Below are 22,853 nucleotides of genomic sequence, written 5' to 3'. Positions count from 1 at the left end.
CTTCGCTACCGGTCGCGGAAGTGCAGGACGAAGCGCGCGCTGCTGCCGTCGATCCGCCGCCGCACGTACAGGGCCGGGGTGCCGTCCGGGGTGCAGCTGACGCCCTCGCGCACCAGCAGCGCGGTGCCCGGCGGGACGCCCAGCAGCTCGGCGTCCGCGAGGTCCGCGCCGACGGCGCCGAAGGCCCGCCAGTCGTACTCCAGTTCCACCCCGGCGGCCCGCGCCAGGTCCGGCACCAGGTTCCCGGAGCGGCCCGGCCGGACCAGCTCGGCGGGCAGCGGGCCGAACGGCACCCAGTAGCTGCACGCCGCCCGGGCCCGCCCGCCCAGCCGGATCACCGAGTCCACCCGGGACAGCTCCGCCGGGCCGCGGCCCAGCTGCCGGGCCGCCTCCGCGTCCTGCGGCGAGCCCGTGACGGGCGGAGCGGCCACCACGAACTCGCCGTCGGTGCGCTCCTCGTTGGGCAGTGCGGTGGGCACGCTGCCGAGGTCGAAGCGCTGGCTGCGCGGGTCCACGGCGATCGACACCCGGACGGCCGGCGGGCGGACGAAGGTGCCCACGCCGCGGCGGATCTCCACCACGGCCGCCCGCTCCAGCTCCGCCACCGCCTGCCGCACGGTCAGCCGGTTCACGCCGAACTCGGCGCTCAGCTCGGACTCGCTGGGCAGCCGGGTGCCGGCCGGGTAGGCGCCGGCGTCGACGCGCTCCTGGATCCGGCGGGCCAGGCGGCGGTACACCGGGGTGTTCGGGGAGCTCGGGGGGTTCGTCGCCACGGGCCCGATCCTACGGAGCCCGCGCACGACGCCGGGGTCGGTCCGCGCCCCGGCCGCGCCCGCTTCCGCCGGCCGCGCCCGCTTCAGCCGCCCGGGTCGCCGTGGCCCGCCGAGGGGAGTGGGATGGAGGGATGCACCGATCGAGGCTTGCCCGGCGACCCCGGAACGGGTTACACATCTAGACGTCTAGATGTCTCCGCTCCGGATCTTCCCCGTCCCGTCCCGGGTGCGGCTCCACCGAAAGGCCTCCCGCATGTCCCTGGTCAACTTCCGTGACGCCGCCGTCCTCGGCGACCCCGAGGGCCGGCGGGTCCGTCCCGGTGTGCTGTACCGCTCCGCCCAGCCGTTCCCGGCCGCCGACGAGGCCACCGTCGCCCAGCTGCGCGGCTGCGACATCCGCACCATCGTGGACCTGCGGGACCCGCGCGAGACCGACCCCGAGGACTGGGCCGCCGCCGCGGCCGCCGGGATATCCGTCGTCGCCGCCCCGGTGAACCCCGCCACCGACGCCCTCACCGCGCGGATGAGCACCATGGCCACGGCCGCCGACCTGGGCGACTTCTACGTCCTGCTGGCCGAGTCCGCGCCCGAGGCGGTGGCCGCCGCCGTCGACGCCACCGTCCGCCCCGGCGCCGTCCTGCTGCACTGCGCCGCCGGCAAGGACCGCACCGGCCTGCTGACCGCCCTCCTGCTGGACCTCCTCGACGTCCCCGCCGAGCACATCGTCGCCGACTACACCCGCACCGCCGACGCCCTCCCGCAGATCTTCGCCGGCCTCGCCGAACGCCACCGCACCGCCCTCAACGACCGCACCACCTCCCGCGTCACCGACTCCCGGGGCCACAACCTCACGATCCCCGCGCCCCTCCTGGAGGCCCCGGCCGAGGCCATGTCCGTCTTCCTCGACCGCGTCCGCACCCACCACGGCGGCGCGGCGTCCTTCCTCCCCGGCTGCGGCGTCCCGGCCGCCACCCTCGGCGCCTTCCGCGCCAAGGCCGCCGCGGCCTGAGGCGGGCGCCGCGGCCCGAGCCGGGCGCCGCGGCCCGAGCCGGGCGCCGCGGCCCGAGCCGGGCGCCACGGCCCGAGCCGGGCGCCACGGCCCGAGCCGGGCGCCACGGCCCGAGCCGGGCGCCACGGCCCGAGCCGGGCGCCACGGGGCCACGGCCTGAGGAGGCCGCGGCCCGGCCCGGTAATCCCGTTGCGCCGGGCGGGCCCGCGCTGGCAGCGTGCCGGGGGAGTGCCGGGGGCGAAGAGCGTGCCGGAGGCGAAGAGCGGGCCGGGGCGCAGGGGACGCCGGGGGCGAAGGGGGTGCCGCGAGATGACCGCACTGCGCGAGATCCGCGCCGACCACGACGCGCGGACGATCGTGCTCTACCAGGCGTACCCGCCGGCCGTCGCCGACGCGGCGCTGGCGGCGGGCCGGTTCACGGCGCCCTTCGGCTTCCACCGGATGACGTGGATCAAGCCCTCGTTCCGCTGGCTGATGCACCGCAGCAACTGGGCGCAGAAGGCCGGACAGACCAGGGTGCTGGCGGTCCGGATCACCCGGGAGGGCTGGGAGGAGGCGCTCGCCCGCGCCGTCCTGACCACCGCGCACCCGGACGAGGTGGCCCGCGCCGAGGTCCATGTGCAGTGGGACCCGGAGCGGTCGCTGCGCGGGGCGGCGCTGAACCACTACAGCATCCAGGTGGGCATCGGCCGCTCGCTGATCCGCAGCTACGCCGAGGAGTGGGTCGTCGGACTCACCGACCTCACCCCGCAGGTGCGGCGGATCGCCGCGCTGGTGCGCGACGGGCAGCCGGCGAAGGCCCAGCGGCTGCTGCCGCCCGAGCGCCCGTACCGGCTGCCCGCCGCGACCGCGCGGCGCCTCGGCCTGGGGTAGCCCAGGGCCTCACACGTCCCGGCGCCGCACCACGAGCACCGTCGCCACCAGCGCGGCCAGGCCCCACAGCCCCATGGTGATCCACGAGTCGAGCACGCTCGGCGCGTACTTCCCCATCGTGGTCGCGGAGTGCGGGGTGATGGTGAGCCGCTGCACGGTGGCCAGGGGCAGGTGGGTGCCGATCTCCTTCAGCCACCGGTAGCGGTCCCCGCCGAACATCATCGGCAGGATGAACATCAGCATCACCAGCGAGACGATCGAGGCGGTGGCGTGCCGCAGCAGCGCGCCCAGCGCCATCCCGATCAGCGCGCAGACCGGCACGATCGCCGCGTAGCCGAGCACGGCCCGCAGGCAGCCCGCGTCGCTGAGGGAGAGCCCGACGTGCCGGGAGGCCAGCATCGCGTTGACGGTGAAGAAGGAGACCGTCGACACCACGAGCCCGGCGAGCGCGGTGATCCCGCCGATCAGCAGCACCTTGGCCGCGATCACGCCCCGGCGGTCCGGTACGGCGGCGAAGGTGGTGCGGATCAGTCCGGTGGTGTACTCGCCGAACACGGTGATCGCCCCGAGGCTGCCGGCCGCGACCGCCATCAGGTCGCTCGCGATGCTGCCGAGGCCGTGGAACAGCGGGTCGTAGGTGTACGGCGACTGGCCGGGCATCCGCGGCGGCGGGTGGTCGATGTACGGCAGGTCGGTGTGGACGGCGTTCACGTTGACCGCGATCGCCACCAGCGAGGCCAGCGCCAGCACCCAGTAGGTGGAGCGCAGCGAGCGCAGTTTGATCCACTCGGCGGCGAGCAGGTCCAGGAACCGGGGTGCGGGTTCGACGGTGGAACCCGGGGTCGCGGTGGTCATCGGGCCTCTCCAGCCGGGTACTCGACACTGTCGGCGGTCAGGGACATGAACGCCGACTCCAGCGACGACGTCCGGGCGGCCAGTTCGTGCAGCACCACGCCGTGGCGCAGCGCGAGTTCGCTGATCCGCGCGGCCGGCATCCCCGTGACGATCCCGAGGTGCGGCTCCGCCAGCCGCACCTCGGCCCCCTCGGCGCGCAGGGCCTCGGCCAGCGCGGAGAGTTCGGGCGTCCGGACGGCCACCGAGGAGACCGCGTTGCGGGCCGAGAACTCGGCGAGGCTCTCGTCCGCGATCAGCCGCCCGCGCCCGATCACCACCAGCCGGTCCGCGGTGTGCTCCATCTCCGCCATCATGTGGCTGGAGACGAAGACCGTGCGGCCCTCGTCCGCGAGCCGCCGGAACAGCCCGCGCACCCAGAGCACGCCCTCCGGGTCCAGCCCGTTCAGCGGCTCGTCGAACAGCAGCACCGGCGGGTCGCCGAGCAACGCGCCGGCGATGCCCAGACGCTGCTTCATGCCCAGCGAGTAGCCGCCGATCCGCCGCCCGGCCGCCTTGCCGAGGCCGACCTCCGCCAGCACCTCGTCCACCCGCCCGAGCGGGACGCGGTTGCTGCGGGCCAGCGCCGACAGGTGGGCCCGGGCGCTTCGCCCGCCGTGCACGTCGCCCGCGTCCAGCAGCGCGCCGACGTGCCGCAGTCCGCGCGGCCGGCCGGCGAAGGGCACGCCGGCCACGGTGGCGGTGCCCGCGGTGGGGGTGTTGAGGCCCAGGATCATCCGCAGCGTGGTGGACTTGCCCGCGCCGTTGGGCCCGAGGAAGCCGGTCACGGTGCCCGGCCGGACGGTGAAGGTCAGTTGGTCGACGGCCGTGGTGGCGCCGTACCGCTTGGTCAGTCGCTCGATCTCGATCACGGGGACAACGCTGCCGGTCGGCCCCCGTCCCGGGCATCGGGCCGCGGGCCACAACCGCGGGTCGCCGTACTGGCCCCGGGGATTACGCCCCCGGGCCAATGCGCCGCCGGGCGGGCCGCCGATACCATCGCGCCATGATCACCGAACCTCGTCCGCCGCTGCTCAGGCGTCTGCCCGCGGGCGTGTGGGTGGCGGCGCTGTGGACGGCCCTGGTGGGGTTCCGGTTCCTCACCCGCGAGGACGAGCTGCGCCACCTGTTGAACTACCACGGCAACCCCGAGGACATGCCGATGGTGGTCACCGCGGTGGTCACCACCCTGGTCGCGGCGCTGCTGGTCCGACTGCCGCTGCTCGCCGTCGTGGTGGCGCTCGGGGGCGGGATGTTCGCGCTCGGGATGTGGGGCGTCCCGGAGGCGGCGCCGCTCCAGTTCCTGATCGCCGACGCGGTGGTCGGCTACTGCGCGGCCACCCGCTCCCGCCGGGTCTCGCTCACCGCCCTGGCGCTGCCGCTCGCCACCCTCGCCGGGCTGCTGATCTGGGGCGCCGTCAACGACTACCCCGTCAACCCGCTCGCCTACGCGGGCTTCGCCGCCACCGTGCTGATCGCCTGGCTGATCGGCAACACCGTGCACCAGGGCCGCGTCCACACCGAGGCGCTGCGCGGCCGGGCCTCCGAGCAGGCCATCACCGCCGAACGGCTGAGGATCGCCCGCGAGCTGCACGACATGGTCGCCCACAACATCGGCATCGTCGCGATCCAGGCCGGCATGGGCAGCCGGGTCATGGACACCCAGCCCGCCGAGACCCGCAAGGCGCTGGAGGCGATCGAGGCCACCAGCCGGGAGACCCTGGCCGGCCTGCGCCGGATGCTCGGCGCGCTGCGGCAGGGCGAGGGCGAGTCCGCCCCGCTCGAAGTGGCGCCCGGGCTGGGCGAGTTGGACCGACTGGTGGAGAAGGCGGCGGGCGCCGGGGTGCGGGTGGCGCTCACCCGGCACGGTACGGTCCGTCCGCTGCAGCCCGAGGTCGACCTCGCCGCCTACCGGATCGTCCAGGAGGCGGTCACCAACGTGGTCAAGCACTCCGGCACCCGGGACTGCCACGTCACCGTCGCGTACGGTCCGCGGGAACTCGCCGTCACGGTGGTCGACCTGGGCGCCGGAGCGGCGGGCGGCGGCCCCGGCACCGGCTACGGCCTGGCCGGCATGCGCGAGCGGGTCGCCCTGCTGCACGGCGAGTTCAGCGCCGGACCGCGCCCCGAGGGCGGCTTCCTGGTCGCCGCCCGACTGCCGCTCCCCGAGGAGCCCCCCGCGGAGCCCCCCGCGGAGCTCCGCGAGGAGCCCCCTGCCGGGACCCCCGTCGAGCCCGCCGTCGAGCCCGTCGTCGGGACCCCTGTCGGGACTGCCGTCAGGACCGCCGTCGAGACCCCCGTGGAGGTGGGACCGTGATCCGCGTCGTCCTGGTCGACGACCAGCCGCTCATCCGCACCGGCCTGCGAGTGCTGATCGCCGACGCCCCCGACCTGGAGGTGGTCGGCGAGGCCGGCGACGGCGCCGAGGCCGTCGAGCTGGTCGCCCGGCTGCGCCCCGACGTCGCCGTGATGGACATCCGGATGCCCGGTACGGACGGCATCGAGGCCACCCGCCGGATCACCGCCGACCCGGACCTGCCCACCCACGTCCTCGTCCTCACCACCTTCGACGACGACGACTACGTCTACGGCGCGCTGCGGGCCGGGGCCAGCGGCTTCCTGGTCAAGGACCTCGCCCTGGAGACCATCCTGGACGGCATCCGGGTGGTCGCCGCCGGGGACGCCCTGCTCGCCCCCGGCATCACCCGCCGGCTGATCGGCGAGTTCGCCGCCCGCCCGGACGCGGAGGCCGCCGCGGCCCGGCCCCGCCGGCCGGTCGCCGAGGCCGTCACCGAGCGCGAGCGCGAGGTGCTCGTCCTGGTCGGCCGGGGCCTGTCCAACGCCGAGATCGCCGCGGAGCTCACCATCAGCGTGGCCACCGCCAAAGCCCACGTCGCCCGGCTCTTCACCAAGCTCGACGCCCGCGACCGGGTCCACCTGGTCATCCAGGCCTACGAGTTCGGGCTGGTAGCCCCGTAGCCCCGTGACCCCGTAGCCCCGTGATCCCGCAGCCCCGCGACCCCGCAGCCAGTGCACCCCGCGGCCCGGCACGCGGAAGTGCGCCGGAGCGGGCCCGCACGGCCCGCTCCGGCGCTGGGCGAGGCCCCACCCCCGCCCGGTCGTCAGTGCACGATCGCGTGCGAGACCTGGCAGCCGTTGACCCCGTTCGACCAGGTGCCCTGCATCGCGAAGGAACCCGTCGCGAAGCTCACGTTCTGCGCGCCGCCCGTCCCGCCGACGCCGTTCCAGGAGCACTTGTCGGCGTTCTCGTACCCGGTCGAGTCGGTCCAGCCGCCCGCCGGGTTCTGGTCGGTGATGGTCTCCGAGTACTCGTGGCCGTACACGATGGTCACGCCGTCCAGGGTGCCCGCGCTGCCGCTGTTGACGTAGTTCTGGCCGCAGGAGCTGCCCATGTCGGTCACGTACGGGTCGTTGGTGAACGCCACGTCACCGTAGGGGGAGGAGGCGGCGCCACCGGTCAGGGTGGTGTCGCCGTTCCAGTCGTGCCAGGCGCAGAAGCCTCCGTTCGGGGTGTTGAAGCCGTCCGGGTGGGTGCCGGTCGGCGACAGCACCACGTACTGCACGTTGCGGTTGGAGGCGGCGGTGGTGTTGCCGAAGTGGCCGGCGGCCTTGACCGCCTCGGCGGCCAGCTGGTGGCCGGTGGCCTGGCCGGGGGCGGCGGCGGACTCGTCGACCCAGACGCCGGCCAGCGCGCCGCCGGTCGGGTAGCCGACGTGCGCGGAGCCGGACGGGCAGCTGGTCGCGCCCGCGGCGACGCCCTCGCAGTACTGCGTCATGACGCCGGACCAGGTCTCGCTGTTGGTGCCGAGGCCCTTGAACAGCTGCTGCGCCCGGACGGCCTCGCCCTTCGGGTCGCCGGTCAGGGTGGTGTAGCCGCTGGAGTTGGTGCCCTGGGTGCCCCACTGGGTGCCCCAGAAGACCAGGTAGACCTTCGGCGCGCCGGTGGTGACGCCGATGCCGTCGACACCGCCGCCGTAGCTCAGGTTGTTGCTCGCCGGCTTGGCCGCGTTCCCGGTCTCCTTGGTCGGGTGCGCGCCGTGCCGGTAGGGGTGGGGCTGTCCGGCGAACTCGCCGGCCGGCCGGTTGTCCTGGGCGGCCTGGGCCGCCGGGGCGGCGGCGAAGCCGGCGGCGGCCAGCGCCAGGGCGCTGAGCCCGGTCAGGGCCCGCAGCCGCATCCGGCGGGAGGTGGGGGAGATGCCCATCGTGAGGGTTCCTCTCTGGTGCCGGGCGCGCCCGGGTACGGCGCGGCGGCACTGTGGGGGACAAATGGGGCGGCGGCAGCGCGGAGGTGCCGACGGTTCGCCAGGAACCGTCGGTGGTGCGGGGGTCGGGAGCCGGTTACCGCCGACGGCCGGAAGCAAAGCACCGCCGCCGAAACCGGGTCAACGACGGAGAAGGTAAGACCCGCCCCAAGGAAGGACCCCACGGACGTAGCGAACGTCAAAAGCCCCCAGCGGACGGCCGGTCGATGCGCGTAGCACAGCCGAATGCCAACAGTTGAGAGCCGTTCTTACACCGTATGCGCGCGCCGGGCAGCCGCCGGGCAGCCGCCGAGCGGACGTCAGCGGACCTCAGGGGCCGTCGACCTCGCCGATCCGCATGATCCGGCCGTGGGAGTCCAGCACCACGTCGTAGGCGTTGCCGTGGCAGCCGTACGGGTCGGCCGGTTCGCGCTCGGCCAGGCAGTCGTCGATGTGGGCGATCAGCTCGTCGAGGGGGACGGTCCGGGCCGGGTCGTCGTGCGGGCCGTCGACCAGGGTCGCGGCCACGCCGGCGCCCGCGAAGCCGTAGTGGACGGGGCTGCCCGCCGGCTCGTAGCGGGCGGAACCGCAGCTGAACCGGGCGGGCCGGGCGGTGAGTTCGGCCGGGCCGGCGGCGACGACGAGGAAGATCTCGTGACCGGGGCGGGCGGTGGGGGTGGCGCACCCGGGGCCGGCCGAGGGCTCGGCGGGAGGCCCGGCGAAGGGCTCCACGGAAGGCTCGACGGAGGCGGAGGCGGAGGCGGAGGCCGCGGCGGAAACGGAGGCTTCGGCGGTGGCGGCGGGCACGGACGGGTCGTCCGTGGCGGAGTAGAACTCCTCGTCCTCCTCGTAGAAGAGGTCGTCCTCCTCCAGCAGGTCGTCCTGGCCCTCGTCGGCCAGGGCGGCGGCCGAGGCCTCGGCCACCGTGGAGCCGGAGTCGGCGGGGGTGCAGCCGGTGAGGGCGGTGGCGGCGCCGCAGGCCAGCAAGGCGGCGGCGAGGAGCGTGCGGGGCGTGGCCATGGCACCAGTCTCCCCGGGAGGCGGCGGTGGTCGGTACCCGCTTGACACGAACGGGGCCCGGCCCGCGGTTCCCGTCGACGCCTTCGGCCGGTTCCCTCCCCCGCCGGACGTGCGGATCCGGCGGGGGAGGGGAGCTGTTGAGCGGCGGTCAGACCGCCACCGGCCGGCCGGTCTCGTACGCCTCGCGCACCCGGGCCTGCGCCCGCTCGCCCGCCGCCAGGTGGTCGAGGCCGAGCAGCGCCGCGCCGAGCACCGGCGGGGCGACGACGACGCGCGGCTCGGCCAGCGGCGCGGCCGCGGCGAGCCGGGCGGTCAGGTTGTCCAGCAGCAGCGGGTGGCGGGAGGCGAGCACGCCGCCGCCCAGGACCACCGGGGTCGGGGTGTCCAGCAGGTCCAGGCGACCGAGGGCCACCACCGCGAGCCGGACGATCTCGTCGGCCTGGCGGTCGATCAGCTCCAGCGCCACCGGGTCGCCCTCGGCCCCGACGGCGAACAGCACCCGGGCTATCTCGTGCAGCCGGTCGCTCGACAGGTGCCCGAGGTGGACGGCCTCGGCGACGGCTCCGGCGCTGGGCAGGCCGAAGTGCTCGGCGATGGCCCGGGCGAGCCCGGTCGGGCCGCCGCGTCCGTCCTCCGCGCGGACGGCGTGCCACATGCTGGCGACGGCCAGCCCGGAGCCGCCGCCCCAGTCGCCGGTGAGCTCGCCGAGGGCGGGGAAGCGGGCGGTGCGGCCGTCCGGCAGCAGGCCGACGCAGTTGATCCCGGCGCCGCAGACCACCGCGACGCCGCGCGGGCCGTCGGTGCCGGCCCGCAGCAGGCCGAAGGTGTCGTTGACGACGGTGTTGCCGGCCCCCCAGGGGTGGGACTCCAGCGCCACCCGCAGGGCCTCCTCCTCGACCGGCAGGTCGGCGTTGGCCAGGCAGGCGCTGACGTGGCTGGTGAGTACGCCGTTCCAGGACGGGTGCCCGGCCTCGGCGGCGGCCTGCTCGACCAGCGGGGCGAGGCCGGCGACCGCGGCCGCGCCGCCGATCTTCTGCGGCGCGAAGCCGCCGCCGCGGGCGGTGCCGAGGATGCTGCCGTCGGTGCCGATCAGGGCGACGTCGGTCTTGGAGTTCCCCGCGTCGATGGCGAGGACGCCGGGCAGGAGTGGTTCGGGCTGGTGGGTCATCAGGTCCCCGCGGCTCGTACGTGGCCCGGGCCGTGGTCGTCGGCCGGGTGCCCGGCCGTGGTCCCGGCCGGGGTGCCCGGCCGAAAGGTCCCCGGCCGGGGGTGGGCGGTCTCCTCGCGGGGCCCGCCCGGCGACCTCCTCCGGTCGCCGGGCGGGCGCGTCGCGGGCCGGATCAGGCCCAGGCGAGGTGCTCGCGGTTGTGGGCGAGCAGCCGGTCCGTGAGCTGGTCGGCGAGCTCGATCTGGCCGACCAGCGGGTGGGCGAGCAGGGCGTCGAAGACCCGGTCGCGGCCGCCGTGCAGGGCGGCGCCGAGGGCGAGGTGCTCGTACGAGGTGACGGCGGCGATCAGACCGGCGTACAGCGGCTCGACGGGCCGCTGCGGCAGCGGGCGCACGCCCCGCGCGTCCACCTCGGCCGGCACCTCGATGACGGCGTCGTCCGGCAGGAAGGGCAGCACGCCGTCGTTGCGGGTGTTCACCACCTGCACGGACGTCCCGCCGCCGGTGCCGAGCAGGGCGGCGATCAGCTGGACGGCCGCCTCCGAGTAGAAGGCGCCGCCGCGCTTGCCGAGCAGCTCGGGCTTGGTGTCCAGGGTCGGGTCGGCGTACAGCTCCAGCAGCTGCCGCTCGATCTCGGCCACCTGGGCGGCCCGCGAGCCCTGCTCCTTCAGTTCCGCCACCACCGCGTCGTGCTGGTAGAAGTACCGCAGGTAGTAGGACGGCACCACGCCGAGGCGCTCGATGACGGCCTGCGGCAGGTGGAGGTCCTCGGCGATCTCCTTGCCGTGCGAGGACAGCAGCTCGGGGAGCACCTCGCGCCCGGTCGCGGCGCCCGGGGCGTCGAGCAGGGTCACCCCGCGCTCCCAGCTCAGGTGGTTGAGCCCGACGTGGTCGAGCCGGACCAGTTCCGGGTCCACGCCCAGGTGTCCGGCGAACTTGCGCTGGAAGCCGATCGCGACGTTGCACAGCCCGACGGCCTTGTGGCCGGCGCCCTGCAGGGCCCGGGTGACGATGCCGACCGGGTTGGTGAAGTCCACGATCCAGGCGTCCGGGTTGGTCCGGCGCACCTGCTCGGCGATGTCCAGCACCACCGGGACGGTGCGCAGCGCCTTGGCGAGGCCGCCGGCGCCGGTGGTCTCCTGCCCGACGCAGCCGCACTCCAGCGGCCAGGTCTCGTCCCGGTCGCGCGCCGCCTGCCCGCCGACGCGCAGCTGGAGCAGGACGGCGTCGGCGTCCGCGACGCCCGCCACCAGGTCGGTGGTCACCGTGACGACCGCGGTGTGGCCCTGCCTGGCGAAGATCCGCCGGGCGAGGCCGCCGATCAGCTCCAGGCGTTCGGCGGCCGGGTCGATCAGCACCAGTTCGCCGATCGGCAGGGTGTCGCGCAGCCGGGCGAAGCCGTCGATCAGCTCCGGGGTGTACGTCGAACCGCCGCCGACGATTGCCAACTTCAGTGCGGACATCAGCCCTTGACCCCTGTCAGTGTCACGCCTTCGATGAAGGCCTTCTGAGCGAAGAAGAAGAGGACGATCACCGGGGCCATCACCAGCAGGGTGGCGGCCATGGTGAGGTTCCAGTTGGTGTGGTGGGCGGCCTTGAAGGACTCCAGTCCGTAACTGAGCGTCCAGGCGTCGTGGTTGTTGCTGGCGTAGATCTGCGGGCCGAAGTAGTCGTTCCAGCAGTAGAAGAACTGGAACAGCGCGACCGCCGCGATGGCCGGTTTGGCCATCGGCAGGACCACCCGCAGCAGGGTGCGCAGGTCTCCGCAGCCGTCGATCCGGGCGGCCTCGATGTACTCCTTGGGGATGGTCATCAGGAACTGGCGCAGCAGGAAGATGGAGAACGCGTCGCCGAAGGCCATCGGGATGATCAGCGGCCAGAGCGAGCTGCCCAGGCCCATCTGCTTGGTCCAGAACAGGTACATCGGGATGACGGTGACCTGCGGCGGCAGCATCATCATCGCGATGACGGCCATCAGGGCCAGGTTGCGGCCGCGAAAGCGGAACTTGGCGAGCGCGTAGGCCACCGGGAGGCTGGAGACCACGGTCAGCAGGGTGCCGAGCCCGGCGTACAGCAGGGTGTTGCGCCACCAGCTGAGGAAGCCGGGGACGGCCCAGACCTTGCCGAAGTTGCCCCATTCCCAGCTGGTCGGCCAGTAGTCGGTGGTGAGCGCCTGCCGGTCGGACATCACCGAGGTGAGCAGGACGAAGACGAAGGGCAGCAGGAAGAACAGCGCGGCGGCGATGGCCAGCGCGTGCACGGCCACCCAGTTGAGCACCGCGCGGCGCCGGGCGGCCCGGGCGGCGGGGCTGCCGGACCGGGAGGGGCGGGAGGGGCGGGAGGGTCCGGTCGCGGCCGTCGCCTCGGTGAGTGTGGTGCCAAGAGTCATGATCAGGTCCTCACAGGCCCGCTAGTCGTCGCTCGCCATGAAGCCGGACCGGCGGCGGAGCAGGATCGAGGTGACGGCCATCGAGATGGCGAACAGCACCAGGGCGACGACGCAGGCCGCGCCGTAGTTGAAGCTCTGGAAGCCGAGCTTGTAGACCATCTGCGGCAGGGTCCAGGTGGAGCCGCCCGGGTAGCCGGGCTCGAAGGGCTGGCCGGAGCCGCCCGCGATGCCGCTGGCGACCTTCCCGGCGACGATCGCCTGGGTGTAGTACTGCATGGTCTGGATCACCCCGGTGACCACCGCGAACATGATGATCGGCGAGATGTTCGGCAGGGTGACGTACCGGAACCGCTGGAACGGGCCGGCGCCGTCCAGTTCGGCCGCCTCGTACTGGTCCCGGGGGACGTCCAGCAGCGCGGCCATGAAGATGACCATCAGGTCGCCGACGCCCCACATGGCGAGCAGGGTGAGGGCGGGCTTGGACCAGTCCTCGGAGGCGAACCAGCCGGGCTGCGGCAGGCCGAGCTCGCCGAGCAGGTGGTTGACCGGGCCGGTGCCGGGGTTGAACAGGAAGGCGAAGGCGACCGTGGCGGCCACCGGCGGGGCCAGGTACGGCAGGTAGAAGGCGGTGCGGAAGAAGCCGGCGCCGGTCTTGACCTTGGTGATGAGCATCCCGATGCCCAGGCCGAAGGCGACCCGCAGGCTCACCATGACGACGACCAGCCACAGGGTGTTGCGCAGGCCCTGCCAGAAGGCCGGCAGCTCGTTGAAGACGTAGTTCCAGTTCTTCAGGCCGCTGAAGGTCGGGGAGCCGAAGCCGTTGTAGGAGGTGAAGGAGAAGTAGACGGTGGAGATCAGCGGGTACGCGAAGAAGACGCTGAAGCCGATCAGCCAGGGGGAGAGGAAGGCGAGGGTGCGGGCCGCCTCCCGGCGGCGCTTGCGACGCAGCAGGTGCTGCGTGCCGGGCGCCGCCGGGCCGGTCGGTCCCGCGTCGGCCTCGTCGTTCCCCTTGCGGGTGCCGAACGCGAGTGACATGGGAGCTCCGTGGACCGTTCCCGGGCTACTTGGCCTGGGCGATGTCGGTGTCGATCTGCTTGGCCGTGGCGGCCAGGCCCGCCTGGAGGTCGGTCTGCTTGCCGGACTCGTAGTCGTAGCCGAGGTTCTGCAGGGTGGTGATGTAGCTGCCGCCGTTGACGGCCGGCGGGGTGGTGCCGGAGTGGGTGTTCTTGGCGACGTTCAGGAAGGTCCTGAAGTTGTCGTCGCTCACCAGCTTGGGGGAGTCGAGCGCCGCGATGGTGCTCGGCACGTTGTGGATCGCGTTGGCGAAGCCGACCACCGCGTCGGTGTCCGTGGTCAGGTACTTGACGAACTCCCAGGCGGCGGCCTGCTTCTTGCTGCTGCTGGCGATGCCGACGATGGTGCCGGTCTGGTAGCCGCGGCCGTAGGTGTCGGCCTGGTCGTCCGGGACGGGGAAGGCGGCGGTGGCCCACTCGAAGTCGGGCTTGTCCTTGGCGAGCGAGGCGGTGCGCCACTCGCCGTCGAGGATCATCGCGAGCTGGCCGGTGTGGAAGGGGTTCTTGGCGCTGAACTCCTCGCCGAAGGTCGCGCGGTACTTCTCCAGCTTGGCGTAGCCGCCGAGCTGGTCGACCAGGCCCTTCTGCCACTTGAGCATCGCGGCGACCTTCGGGTCGGTGGCGATGTCCGACTTGCCGTCGGCGCCGAAGTAGGTGGGGCCGTACTGGCCGAGGTAGTGCTCGGTGGTGGACTCGTAGCCGTGGTACAGCGGCATGAAGCCGAGCTGCTTGTACGAGTCGCCGTCGGCGACGGTCAGCTTGGTCACGTCCTCGGCGAACTCGCTGAAGGTCTTCGGCGGGTTGGCGATGCCGGCGTCGGCGAAGGCCTTCTTGTTGTAGTACAGGCCGTAGGCGTCGCCGAGCAGCGGCAGCGAGCACTGGTTGCCCTGGAACTGGGTGTAGTTGAGCATCGTGGCCGGGAAGGTCTTGGCCGGGTCGATGCCGCTCTTCTGGAGCATCGGCTTGAGGTCGACGAAGGCCTTGGTCGAGCAGAACATGCCGACGTTGTTGGTGGTGAAGGAGGAGACCACGTCCGGCGCGTCGGAGCCGCCGGCCCGCAGGGCCTGGTTGACCTTGTCGTCCGCGAGGCTGTCCACGGCCTTGACGTGGATGGTGGGGTGGGTCTTCTCGAAGGCGGCGATGTTGTCGTTGATCGCCTTGATCTCGTTCTCCTGGCTCCAGCCGTGCCAGAAGGTGATGGTGACGTCCTTGCCGCCGGCCGATTCGTCGGAGCCGCCCGTGTCGCTGGAACCGGTGCAGGCGGAGGCGAGCAGCGCCAGGACGGCGCTGCCGGCGACGGCGGCGACGGTGCGGCGGCCTCTGCGGGAGGTGGTGGCGTGCACTTCGGGATCCTCCTGGGGGTGCGCGGGCAGGCCTCGTTGCCTCGGTTCCCGCGTTCGGGGGTTGGGGAGAGGTGGGTGCAGGTGGCGAGGTGACAGGGGGAGCGTCAGTGGGTGGAGAAGACCGCCTCGCGGGCGTCGGACAGGGCACGTTGCAGGGCGCCGAGCAGGACCGGTGAGCCGGACAGGGCACTGCTGCGGACCTCCGGGCGGGCGATGGAGATCCGCGCCAGTTCGTCCTCGACGAGCGCGCGCAGCCGCTCGCCGCCGGCGCTCGGCACCACGCCGGAGAGGACCACCAGTTGGGGGTCGACGACGGCGACGATCACCGCCAGCCCGACGGCGAGCCGCCCGGCCAGCTCGGCGAGGAAGGCGTCGCCGGCGCCCGGGAGGGCCAGCGCCTTGGCGATGGACTCCTGCGCGGTGGCCGCGCCGAGCCCGTGCTCACGGGCCAGGGCCCGGACGGCGGGAGTGCCGACCAGGGCCTGGAACCCGCCGAACTTGCGGCGGCGGGCGTCCCACTCGACCGGCGAGTCGGGCAGCGGCATGTAGCCGACCTCCCCGGCGCCGCCGGTGAAGCCGCGGTGCAGCCGCCCGGCGATCACGATCGCCGCGCCGACCCCCGCCCCGGCCCAGAGCAGGACGAAGTCCTCGAAACCGGCCGCGGCGCCCGAGGACCGCTCGGCGACGGCGGCCAGGTTCACGTCGTTCTCGATCGACACCGGCGCGCCGATCGCCTCGGTCAGCTCCTCGACCAGTCTCGGTGAGTGCCAGCCCGGCAGGTGGGAGGCGTAGCGCAGCTTGCCGGTGACCGGGTCGGGGGCGCCGCCGACCCCGATCGCGGCGGTGCGCAGGACGCCCTCGGGCAGGCCGGCGGCCCGGACGGCCTCGGCCACCGCGGTGGCGACGGCCGGGACGGTCCCGGCGGCCGGGACGCCCTTGGTGGGCACGGTGTGCTCGGCCAGCGTGGTGCCGGTGATGTCGGCGACGGCGACCCGGATCTCGCTGTTGGTGACGTCCAGTCCGGCGACGTACCCGGCGGCCGGATTCACCTGGTACAGCCGGGCGTTGGGGCCGGGGCCGCCCGCCGTGGTGCCGACCGGCAGGACCAGCCCGGCCGCCTCCAGCCGGGCCAGCAGCTGGGAGGCGGTGGGCTTGGACAGCCCGGTGAGGGCACCGATCTGGGTGCGCGAGAGCGGCCCGTTCTCCAGCAGGAGTTCGAGGGCGGCACGGTCGTTGATGGCGCGCAGCAGGCTGGGGGTGCCGGCGAGGGGGGCCCTGGCGGTGTTCTTGGTCATGCCCGGAATCCTCCCCTTTCGGCTGGTCGGGACGGTCCGCGGGTGTCCCCGGAGCGGGGAGCGGGCGGGCTTCGGACGAACTGTTAGGAAACTTTCCAGTCGCTTGGGAAGGACCGTAAGGGCCGTGTCGGCGGAGTGTCAATGGTGGGTGGAGCGGAGGATGCCGAAGCGTTACCGGACACGACGCAAGCCCCGCTCCCGGCGTACCGGGAGCGGGGCTTGCGTCGTGTCCGTACGGTCGCCGGGCTACGGCTTCGCCGGGTCCTCCGTCCCCTTCGCCGCCGGGATCGGCTCGGTCGCCCGGTAGCGCGGCGAGGCCGGGTCGGCCAGCGCGGACGGCGCGGCCTGCTCGGCGGCCGGCACCGGCGAGGGCGCGATCACCACGCCGGTCGCCCCGGCCGCGGCCGCCGGGACCTCCTCCTTGACCTTGATCCCGGCCCGGTCGAAGGCCGCCTTCAGCCGCTGGCGCAGCGCCCGGGAGACGGCGGCCGCCTTGCCCGGGGCGGTCCGGGCCTCGATCCGCAGCACCACCGAGTCCGAGGCGACCGACTCCACGCCCAGGATCGACACCGGCGCCCAGACCAACTCGTCGTACGGGGCCTCCTTGGCCATCTCCTCGGCCGTCGCCAGGATCAGGTCCTCGACCCGGACCAGGTCCTCCTTGTACCCGACCTGCACGTCCACCGAGGCGGTCGCCCAGCCCTGGCTCATGTTGGCGATCCGCTTCACCTCGCCGTTGCGGATGTACCAGATCTCGCCGTTCGCCCCGCGCAGCTTGGTGACCCGCAGGCCGACCTCCAGCACGGTGCCGGTGGCCACCCCGGTGTCGATCTCGTCGCCGACGCCGTACTGGTCCTCCATGATCATGAAGACCCCGGAGAGGAAGTCGGTGACCAGGTTGCGGGCGCCGAAACCGATCGCCACACCGGCCACACCGGCGCTCGCCAGCAGCGGCGCCAGGTTGACCCCCAGCGCGGACAGCACCATCAGCGCCGCCGTGCCCAGGATCGTGAAGGAGGCGACGCTGCGCAGCACCGAGCCGATCGCCTCCGAACGCTGCTGGCGCCGCTCCGTGTTCACCACCCCGGTGTTGGCCAGCAGCCCGCCCAGCCGGCTCTCCTCCTGGTGCTCGGAGGTGCGCGCCATCCGCCCTATCAGCTGGGTGATGAGCTTGCGCACCACGGCCCGCAGCACCAGGGACAGCACGATGATGAAGACGATCCGCAGCCCCGAGGCCAGCCAGCCCTGCCAGTGGGTGTCGAACCAGCTGGCGGCCTGCCGGGTGGTCTCGGAGACCTCCTGCGCGCTGGTCGGGATCCGCAGGTCGAGCTCGGGCAGCTGCGCGGTGGGGCTTGGGGCCGGCGTCGGAGTGGTGAGCGTCGAGGACGCGTCGGACGGACCGGTGGCACCGGAGCTGAACACGTGCAGGCCTTCCTTGCCGGGTGAGTGGCGGGCCCGCACCGCCGAGGAGCGGCCCGCGGACCGTGAGCGCCAGCCTATCCGCCGCCGCATGCCCGCCCGGACCGGCCGGGAACCTCCCGCGAGCGTGCCCGAGGGCGTACGGAGCGTCCCGAACGCCCCGTCAACGCACCCGTACGCTCCCCCCGCACCCCGGCGCCGAGGCCCTCCAGGGCAGTCGCGACACTGCTCCGGACGGCCGAACCCTGCCCCCGGAGGGCCACCCGGCAGGGTCACCGGGGCGCGCCGCACCGCCACCCGGGTGCAACCCGACCTTCCCCCGGGCATACCGGCTATGACAGAGACCACACCCGGAGTTCACGTCAGGTCCGTTACACAGGAGTGGTGGCGCCGTACAAAGGCGTAAGGCGACACTGGGGGAGATCGCGCACGCGTGGCGCGATCAAACCGCTCGTCCCGGCGCGAGCCACGCGCCGCAGGCGTCCAAGGAGGCATCCGTGCCGCATGTCCTGGTCCTCAACGCGTCCTACGAGCCACTCGGCGTCGTATCGATGCGCCGCGCACTCATCCTGGTCCTCAACCACAAGGCGGTCAGCCTGGAGGACTCGGGAGTCACTCTGCACAGCGCCACCAGCGCCCTTCCGGCGCCGTCCGTCGTCCGCCTGACCCGCTTCGTGCGGGTCCCCTTCTGCGGGCCCGTCCCGCTCACCCGCCGGGCGCTGTTCGCCCGCGACCACGGCCGCTGCGTCTACTGCGGGGCCGCCGCCACCAGCGTCGACCACGTCATCCCGCGCAGCCGCGGTGGCCAGCACCGGTGGGACAACGTCGTGGCGGCCTGCCGCCGCTGCAACCACACCAAGGCCGACCGCCACCTCACCGAACTCGGCTGGCGGATGAAACGACCACCCGCGCCGCCCAGCGGCCTGGCCTGGCGCATCATCGGCACCGGGATCAAGGACCCGCGGTGGCGGCCCTACCTGGAGCCCTACGGCGGCGGCGACCAGCTGCGCGCCCCGCAGTGGGGCGAGCACGAGCACCGCGACCATACCGAGCAGCCGGTCCACCCCGTCCCGCTCGGCCGGGCGCACCCCGGCCACCCCGCCCCCGCCCGCCGCGGCGAGCAGCCCGAACCGCTCTCCGCCTGACCCCAGCTCCACAAGGGCCCGCCCGTCACACCGTCGGTACGCGCCTCATGGGCCGCCGAGCCCCCCGCACCGGGGAGCCGGCGGCCCGCCGCGTTCCGGGGGCCGCCTCCTTCCGAGGCCGCCGCATCCGAGGCCCCTGCCGCCGGGCCCGGCCCGGCCGCTACGGCTTGGTGGCCGCCGGGGGCGCCGCCGGGCCGCCCGGCACGCCGCCGGGCTGGACGGGCTGGACGGGCTGGGCGGGCTGACCCGCCGGGGGCTGCGGTGCGGCCGGCGGGGTCACGGCGTACAGCTCGACACCCCACAGCGAGTAGCCGTACTTGGTCGCCCGCGCCACGCCCTGCACCCGGACGTACCGGACGCCGGGCGCGTCGAAGCGCACCGTCTCGTCGCCGCCCTTGCCGTTGTCCACCGTCGCGGCGTCCGTCCAGGAGTTCCCGTCCGCCGAGACCTGGATCCGGTACGAGGCGGCGTACGCGGCCTGCCAGTGCAGCACCGCCGCGCCCAGCCGGGTCGCCTGCGGCAGCTCCAGCCGCACCCAGGCGTCGTCCTTGGGCGGAGAGGACCAGCGGGTCTTCGGATCGCCGTCGGTGACCGCCGAGGCCGGGAAGTTCGCCGTCTCGTCGCCCGAGGAGGTGGCCTTCGCGCCGGCCGCCAGGTCCGGACCGCCGGTGGGCGGCACCACGTGCACCTGGAGCACCTGCCGGACGGTGGTGGTGCCGGCCACGAACTGCACCGGCACCCGGTACGTCCCGGACGGCGTCTCCGCGGTGGCGCCCACCAGCAGCGGCACGCCCACCCGGCCGCCGCGCGGCACGGTCACCGGGCCGGCCGGGGTCACGGTCAGGCCCTTCGCGGCGGCCGGCACCTCGGTGCGCAGCTCGCCCGTGGTGCCCTCGGGGCGGCCGGCCTCCACGGTGGCCCGGGTCGTCACCGGCGCGGAGGCGCCGGTGACCACGTCCAGGGCCGGGTCGGAGAGGCTCAGCCGGGCCGCCGGGGCGTCCGAGTACCACGGGATCACCTGGTTGACCACCGGCGGGTCGCCGCCGGGCTTCCAGGTCAGCCGGAACGCGTCGGCCGGCTGCCCGCCGGCCGGCAGCTCGTTGTAGCCGGGCTGCACGGTGCCGATGTCGGCCCAGGTGCCGTCGGCCCGGCGCACCGCGACGGTGGCGGTGGCGCGCACCGCCGGGTCGGTCAGCACGGTGAGCCGGTCCAGCGGGCGGGCCGCGCCGAGCTCGACGACCAGCGGCTCGTCCATCGCGGTCGGCGCCTTGGCGGCCCGGTACGCGGTGTCCGGGTTGCCGTCCAGCACGGCGGCGGCGGAGGAGCCGGGCGCGGCGTCGGGACCGCCGCTGACGCTGGCCGGGGACTCGTCCGGGGCGGTGACGGTGAACTCGCGCACCGCGACGGCGGTCTTCTGCGCGGCGGTGGCCCGCAGCCGCACCGCCCGCACCACGGTGCCCGGCGGCAGTTGGGCGCTGACCGTCCTCTGGTTCCTGACGGTGGCGAGCTGCTTCCAGCCGCCCTCGCCGGTCGAGTACTCCAGCACGCCGTCACGGATGTAGTCGTCCGCGGCGGACCGGGCGTCCGGGCCGTTGCCCCAGCCGCCCATCAGCACGGTCACGCCGCTGACCGGGCGGCCCGCGCCGAGGTCCAGGCCGACCGCGTCGCCGGGCTGCGGGGGAGCGGAGCTCCAGTAGAACGTGTCGGCCACGCCGTCGGTCATCAGCGCGGGCAGGTGGTCCTGCGCGGTGCCCATGGTGGTGGTCGGGGTGAGCCCGCCGCCGCCCACGCCCGACCAGTTGTCGGCGGCGCGCACGGCGCGGTCCAGGAACGGGCCGAGCACCCCGGCGCCGACGGTGGCCGGGGCCCGGTCCAGCTGCTCGCGCAGCCGGTTGAGCTCGACCCGGGCCTTCCAGGCCGCGGCGCCGTCGCCGCCGTGCTGCGCCAGCACCATGTCGAGGGCGGCCTGCCCGGCCAGCCCGTAGTCGCGCAGCGGGCCCAGCCAGGGCGCGGCCTCGCCGGCCAGCTGGGCGGTGGCCGGGGTGCCGGCCAGGGTCTGCTGGGCGGTGGCCATGGCGGCGAGGGCCTCCCGCAGCGGGGCGGCGGCCTCGATCAGCCGGGCGAGGTCGGGAGTGGCGCCGGAGGTGGGCTCGGCGGCCGCCCAGAACCGGTCCAGCAGCGGCGTCAGATAGCCGGACTCCTGCTTGGACAGCGGCGAGGAAGTGCTGTTGCCGGCCAGCGCGAGGACCGCGGACAGCGCCGTCCCGGCGGGCGTCGGGGCGGCGCCGGTCGGCCCGGCCAGCGAGCGCACGGCGGCCTGCCAGGACTCCTCCGGCTTGTACCCGGCCGGGTTCCAGGCGAAGTCGCCGGCCGTCGAGACGGCGATCCGGGAGGCCACCGGCTGCTGCATCGCGCCGGTCAGCAGCACCGCCGAGCGGGTGGCCACCTCCGGGTCGCGCCCGGTGTAGGCGCCGAGGAAGAGCCGGTCCGGGGTGGCGTCGTTGACCGGATAGTTGTCCATGGTGAGCAGCGGGCGCCCGTACAGCCCGGCGGTGTCCGAGGCCTGGGCACCGGTGATCTTCTCCGGGATCACCCCGACCCCGCTCCAGGCCACCTGCACGCCCTCCGGCAGCGCCGCCGCCAGCGCCTTGCGGTACGGGGTGGAGCCCTGCTGGTGGTACTCGGTGGGGACGACGGACAGCGGCGCCAGGCCCGGGTTCCGCGCGATCAGCCGGTCCTGCACCTTCCGCACCAGCGCGGCCTGCGCCTTGGCGGCCGCGGCGGGCCCGGTGCCGTACTCGTCCCGGTCGTCGCCGCAGTGCCACTCGTCGTAGCTGACGTCCAGGAACTGCAGCTGGAAGGCGGTGAAACCGAGCCCCCGCAGCCCGTCCAGCTTCTTCACCAGCGCGTCCACGTCCTTGCCGGAGCTGAAGCAGAAGGACTGCCCCGGGTCGATCGCGTAGCCGAGCACCACGTGGTTCTGCCGCGCCCGGAAGCCCAGTTCGCGCAGCTCCTCGGCCTGGGCCGCGGGGTAGGCGTTGCGCCAGCGGGAGAGCCGGTACGGGTCGTCACCGGGGGCGTAGAGGTAGAAGTTCTGCTTGGAGCGGCCCAGGAAGTCGACCTGCTCCAGGCGCTGCTGGGCGGTCCACGGGGTGCCGTAGAAGGCCTCCGCGGTGCCGCGCACCGGCGCGCCGGTCGGCCAGTCCCGCAGCGTGATCCCGGGCAGGCCGAGCCCGGCCGCACCGGGCGCCTGCCCCTGCCCGGCCGGTACGGCGGCGAGCAGCTGACGCAGGCTCTGCGCGGCGTAGAAGGTGCCGGTGGCGTCCACGCCGGCCAGCACCACGGCGCCGTACGTGCCGCCGCCCTGGGCGGGCAGCTGACCGGCCGACAGCACGTACCCGCCGGCCGGCATCCCCGCGGTCGTCGGCCCGGTGCCGTCCTTGCCGCCGGCCGCCGCGGACAGCTGCCGCAGCACCCGGTCCACCTCGCCGCCGGCGCCCTCGGCGGGCCCGCCGACGTACACCACCAGCGAACCGGCGGCCGGCGTCCCGCCGTCCGGCTGCGGCGTCATGTCGCGCGCCCCGGCGACCTCCAGCACCTCGTGCACGGCCCGCACCGCGCCCTGGTCCACCTTGGGCGCGGTCACCAGCGCCACGGCCGACGGCACCGTGACGGGCCTGCCCGCCACCGTCTGCTGCTGCGGCTTCGGGAACACCCGTGGGTCGGTCACGCTGCCCAGCGGCGTCTGCGGCGCGGCACTCACCACGTCCGGCGCCGAGACCGCCGAAGCCGCCGCGTACGCCGTCGACGGCAACGAACCGGCCAGCAGCCCGCCGACCACCGCCGCGGCCGCGACCCCGGCCGCGATCTGCATCGTCCGCCGCCCCGGCCGGCCCGCGGCCCGCCCGGCCCGCTCCGCCCGCTCCTCGCGCACCGAGGCCAGCAGCGGCTCCGTGCCCTTGAGGTCGGCGATCAGCCGGTCCGCCGTCCGCGGCGCCAGCTGACGGCACGTCCGCGCCGTCGCCCGCCGCGCCACCACCGCCGCGGGGTGCTGCAGCACCTCCCGCAACGCCGGACTCTGCTCCAACTGCGACCGCAGCCGCCGCCCGGCCGCAACGGACACTCGGGCTTGCACAGGAGCCTCCTCGCCAGGCCGGAACCACATCCCGGCAACCCCACCAGCTGGCCAATCCG

Annotated in this window: 17 protein-coding genes and 1 pseudogene; 5 read left to right on the top strand and 13 right to left on the bottom strand. The window is 74.5% G+C overall.

Translation table 11 applies throughout. The annotated features are described in order from the left end of the window. Positions 1 to 5 precede the first annotated feature (5 nt). On the bottom strand, positions 6 to 773 hold the full coding sequence (locus ACGFSC_RS26145) for a GntR family transcriptional regulator (RefSeq protein ID WP_359914945.1): 768 nt from the start codon (positions 771 to 773) through the stop codon (positions 6 to 8). 253 nt (positions 774 to 1,026) lie between these two features. Between ACGFSC_RS26145 and ACGFSC_RS26140 the strand changes: the two genes are divergently transcribed. Together ACGFSC_RS26140 and ACGFSC_RS26135 are read left to right on the top strand one after the other, a co-directional pair. After that, positions 1,027 to 1,782, top strand: coding sequence for a tyrosine-protein phosphatase (locus tag ACGFSC_RS26140; RefSeq protein WP_380356704.1), 756 nt, complete (start codon positions 1,027 to 1,029; stop codon positions 1,780 to 1,782). A gap of 309 nt (positions 1,783 to 2,091) precedes the next feature. After that, positions 2,092 to 2,655: a DUF4291 domain-containing protein gene (locus ACGFSC_RS26135; protein ID WP_359914773.1), complete on the top strand. Its 564-nt coding sequence runs from the start codon at positions 2,092 to 2,094 to the stop codon at positions 2,653 to 2,655. Between the two features lie 9 nt (positions 2,656 to 2,664). Here the strand turns inward: ACGFSC_RS26135 and ACGFSC_RS26130 are convergent, their stop codons facing one another. Together ACGFSC_RS26130 and ACGFSC_RS26125 are read right to left on the bottom strand one after the other, a co-directional pair. Further along, positions 2,665 to 3,510 carry an ABC transporter permease gene (locus tag ACGFSC_RS26130; RefSeq protein WP_359914776.1) on the bottom strand — a complete coding sequence of 282 codons (846 nt, stop codon included), beginning with the start codon at positions 3,508 to 3,510 and terminating at the stop codon, positions 2,665 to 2,667. After that, positions 3,507 to 4,418, bottom strand: coding sequence for an ATP-binding cassette domain-containing protein (locus ACGFSC_RS26125; protein WP_359914779.1), 912 nt, complete (start codon positions 4,416 to 4,418; stop codon positions 3,507 to 3,509). The genes ACGFSC_RS26130 and ACGFSC_RS26125 overlap by 4 nt, the downstream gene beginning before the upstream one ends. 134 nt (positions 4,419 to 4,552) lie before the next feature. Between ACGFSC_RS26125 and ACGFSC_RS26120 the strand changes: the two genes are divergently transcribed. After that, on the top strand, positions 4,553 to 5,863 hold the full coding sequence (locus ACGFSC_RS26120; protein WP_359914782.1) for a histidine kinase: 1,311 nt from the start codon (positions 4,553 to 4,555) through the stop codon (positions 5,861 to 5,863). Continuing rightward, positions 5,860 to 6,525 carry a response regulator transcription factor gene (locus ACGFSC_RS26115; protein ID WP_359914785.1) on the top strand — a complete coding sequence of 222 codons (666 nt, stop codon included), beginning with the start codon at positions 5,860 to 5,862 and terminating at the stop codon, positions 6,523 to 6,525. Before ACGFSC_RS26120 ends, ACGFSC_RS26115 begins: the two co-directional genes overlap by 4 nt. A 143-nt stretch (positions 6,526 to 6,668) precedes the next feature. Here the strand turns inward: ACGFSC_RS26115 and ACGFSC_RS26110 are convergent, their stop codons facing one another. The 9 genes from ACGFSC_RS26110 to ACGFSC_RS26070 form a co-directional block, all read right to left on the bottom strand. Further along, entirely contained in the window at positions 6,669 to 7,769 is a 1,101-nt protein-coding gene (locus ACGFSC_RS26110) for a hypothetical protein (protein ID WP_359914788.1), read from the bottom strand. A gap of 369 nt (positions 7,770 to 8,138) precedes the next feature. Continuing rightward, positions 8,139 to 8,828, bottom strand: a complete 690-nt coding sequence (locus tag ACGFSC_RS26105; RefSeq protein ID WP_359914791.1) for a hypothetical protein — start codon at positions 8,826 to 8,828, stop codon at positions 8,139 to 8,141. A gap of 148 nt (positions 8,829 to 8,976) precedes the next feature. Next, positions 8,977 to 9,996 carry a BadF/BadG/BcrA/BcrD ATPase family protein gene (locus ACGFSC_RS26100; RefSeq protein ID WP_359914794.1) on the bottom strand — a complete coding sequence of 340 codons (1,020 nt, stop codon included), beginning with the start codon at positions 9,994 to 9,996 and terminating at the stop codon, positions 8,977 to 8,979. 172 nt (positions 9,997 to 10,168) lie between these two features. Further along, entirely contained in the window at positions 10,169 to 11,449 is a 1,281-nt protein-coding gene (locus ACGFSC_RS26095; protein WP_359914809.1) for a 6-phospho-beta-glucosidase, read from the bottom strand. Positions 11,450 to 11,457: 8 nt separating this feature from the next. Beyond that, a complete protein-coding gene (locus tag ACGFSC_RS26090; RefSeq protein ID WP_359914797.1) occupies positions 11,458 to 12,384 on the bottom strand; it encodes a carbohydrate ABC transporter permease in 927 nt (308 codons plus the stop codon). Between the two features lie 21 nt (positions 12,385 to 12,405). Continuing rightward, entirely contained in the window at positions 12,406 to 13,419 is a 1,014-nt protein-coding gene (locus ACGFSC_RS26085) for a sugar ABC transporter permease (RefSeq protein WP_359914800.1), read from the bottom strand. A gap of 25 nt (positions 13,420 to 13,444) precedes the next feature. Next, positions 13,445 to 14,800: an ABC transporter substrate-binding protein gene (locus ACGFSC_RS26080; protein WP_359914803.1), complete on the bottom strand. Its 1,356-nt coding sequence runs from the start codon at positions 14,798 to 14,800 to the stop codon at positions 13,445 to 13,447. A 104-nt stretch (positions 14,801 to 14,904) separates the two neighbouring features. Then, positions 14,905 to 16,095, bottom strand: a complete 1,191-nt coding sequence (locus tag ACGFSC_RS26075) for an ROK family transcriptional regulator (protein WP_359914806.1) — start codon at positions 16,093 to 16,095, stop codon at positions 14,905 to 14,907. Positions 16,096 to 16,341: 246 nt separating this feature from the next. After that, positions 16,342 to 17,517 carry a mechanosensitive ion channel family protein gene (locus ACGFSC_RS26070; protein WP_359915427.1) on the bottom strand — a complete coding sequence of 392 codons (1,176 nt, stop codon included), beginning with the start codon at positions 17,515 to 17,517 and terminating at the stop codon, positions 16,342 to 16,344. A 494-nt stretch (positions 17,518 to 18,011) separates the two neighbouring features. Between ACGFSC_RS26070 and ACGFSC_RS26065 the strand changes: the two are divergent. Further along, a pseudogene (locus ACGFSC_RS26065) lies at positions 18,012 to 18,515 on the top strand (HNH endonuclease); the annotation flags it as partial. Between the two features lie 304 nt (positions 18,516 to 18,819). On the opposite strand, the gene ACGFSC_RS26060 reads toward ACGFSC_RS26065, so the two are convergent. Further along, a complete protein-coding gene (locus ACGFSC_RS26060) occupies positions 18,820 to 22,794 on the bottom strand; it encodes a beta-N-acetylglucosaminidase domain-containing protein (RefSeq protein WP_359915429.1) in 3,975 nt (1,324 codons plus the stop codon). Between the last annotated feature and the right edge of the window lie 59 nt (positions 22,795 to 22,853).

The organism is Kitasatospora sp. NPDC048715 (assembly GCF_043198905.1).
GTDB classification, from domain to species: domain Bacteria; phylum Actinomycetota; class Actinomycetes; order Streptomycetales; family Streptomycetaceae; genus Kitasatospora; species Kitasatospora lactacystinica.
The sequence above is the reverse complement of the archived record's forward strand: the minus strand, read 5'-3'. Positions and strand labels throughout refer to the sequence as shown.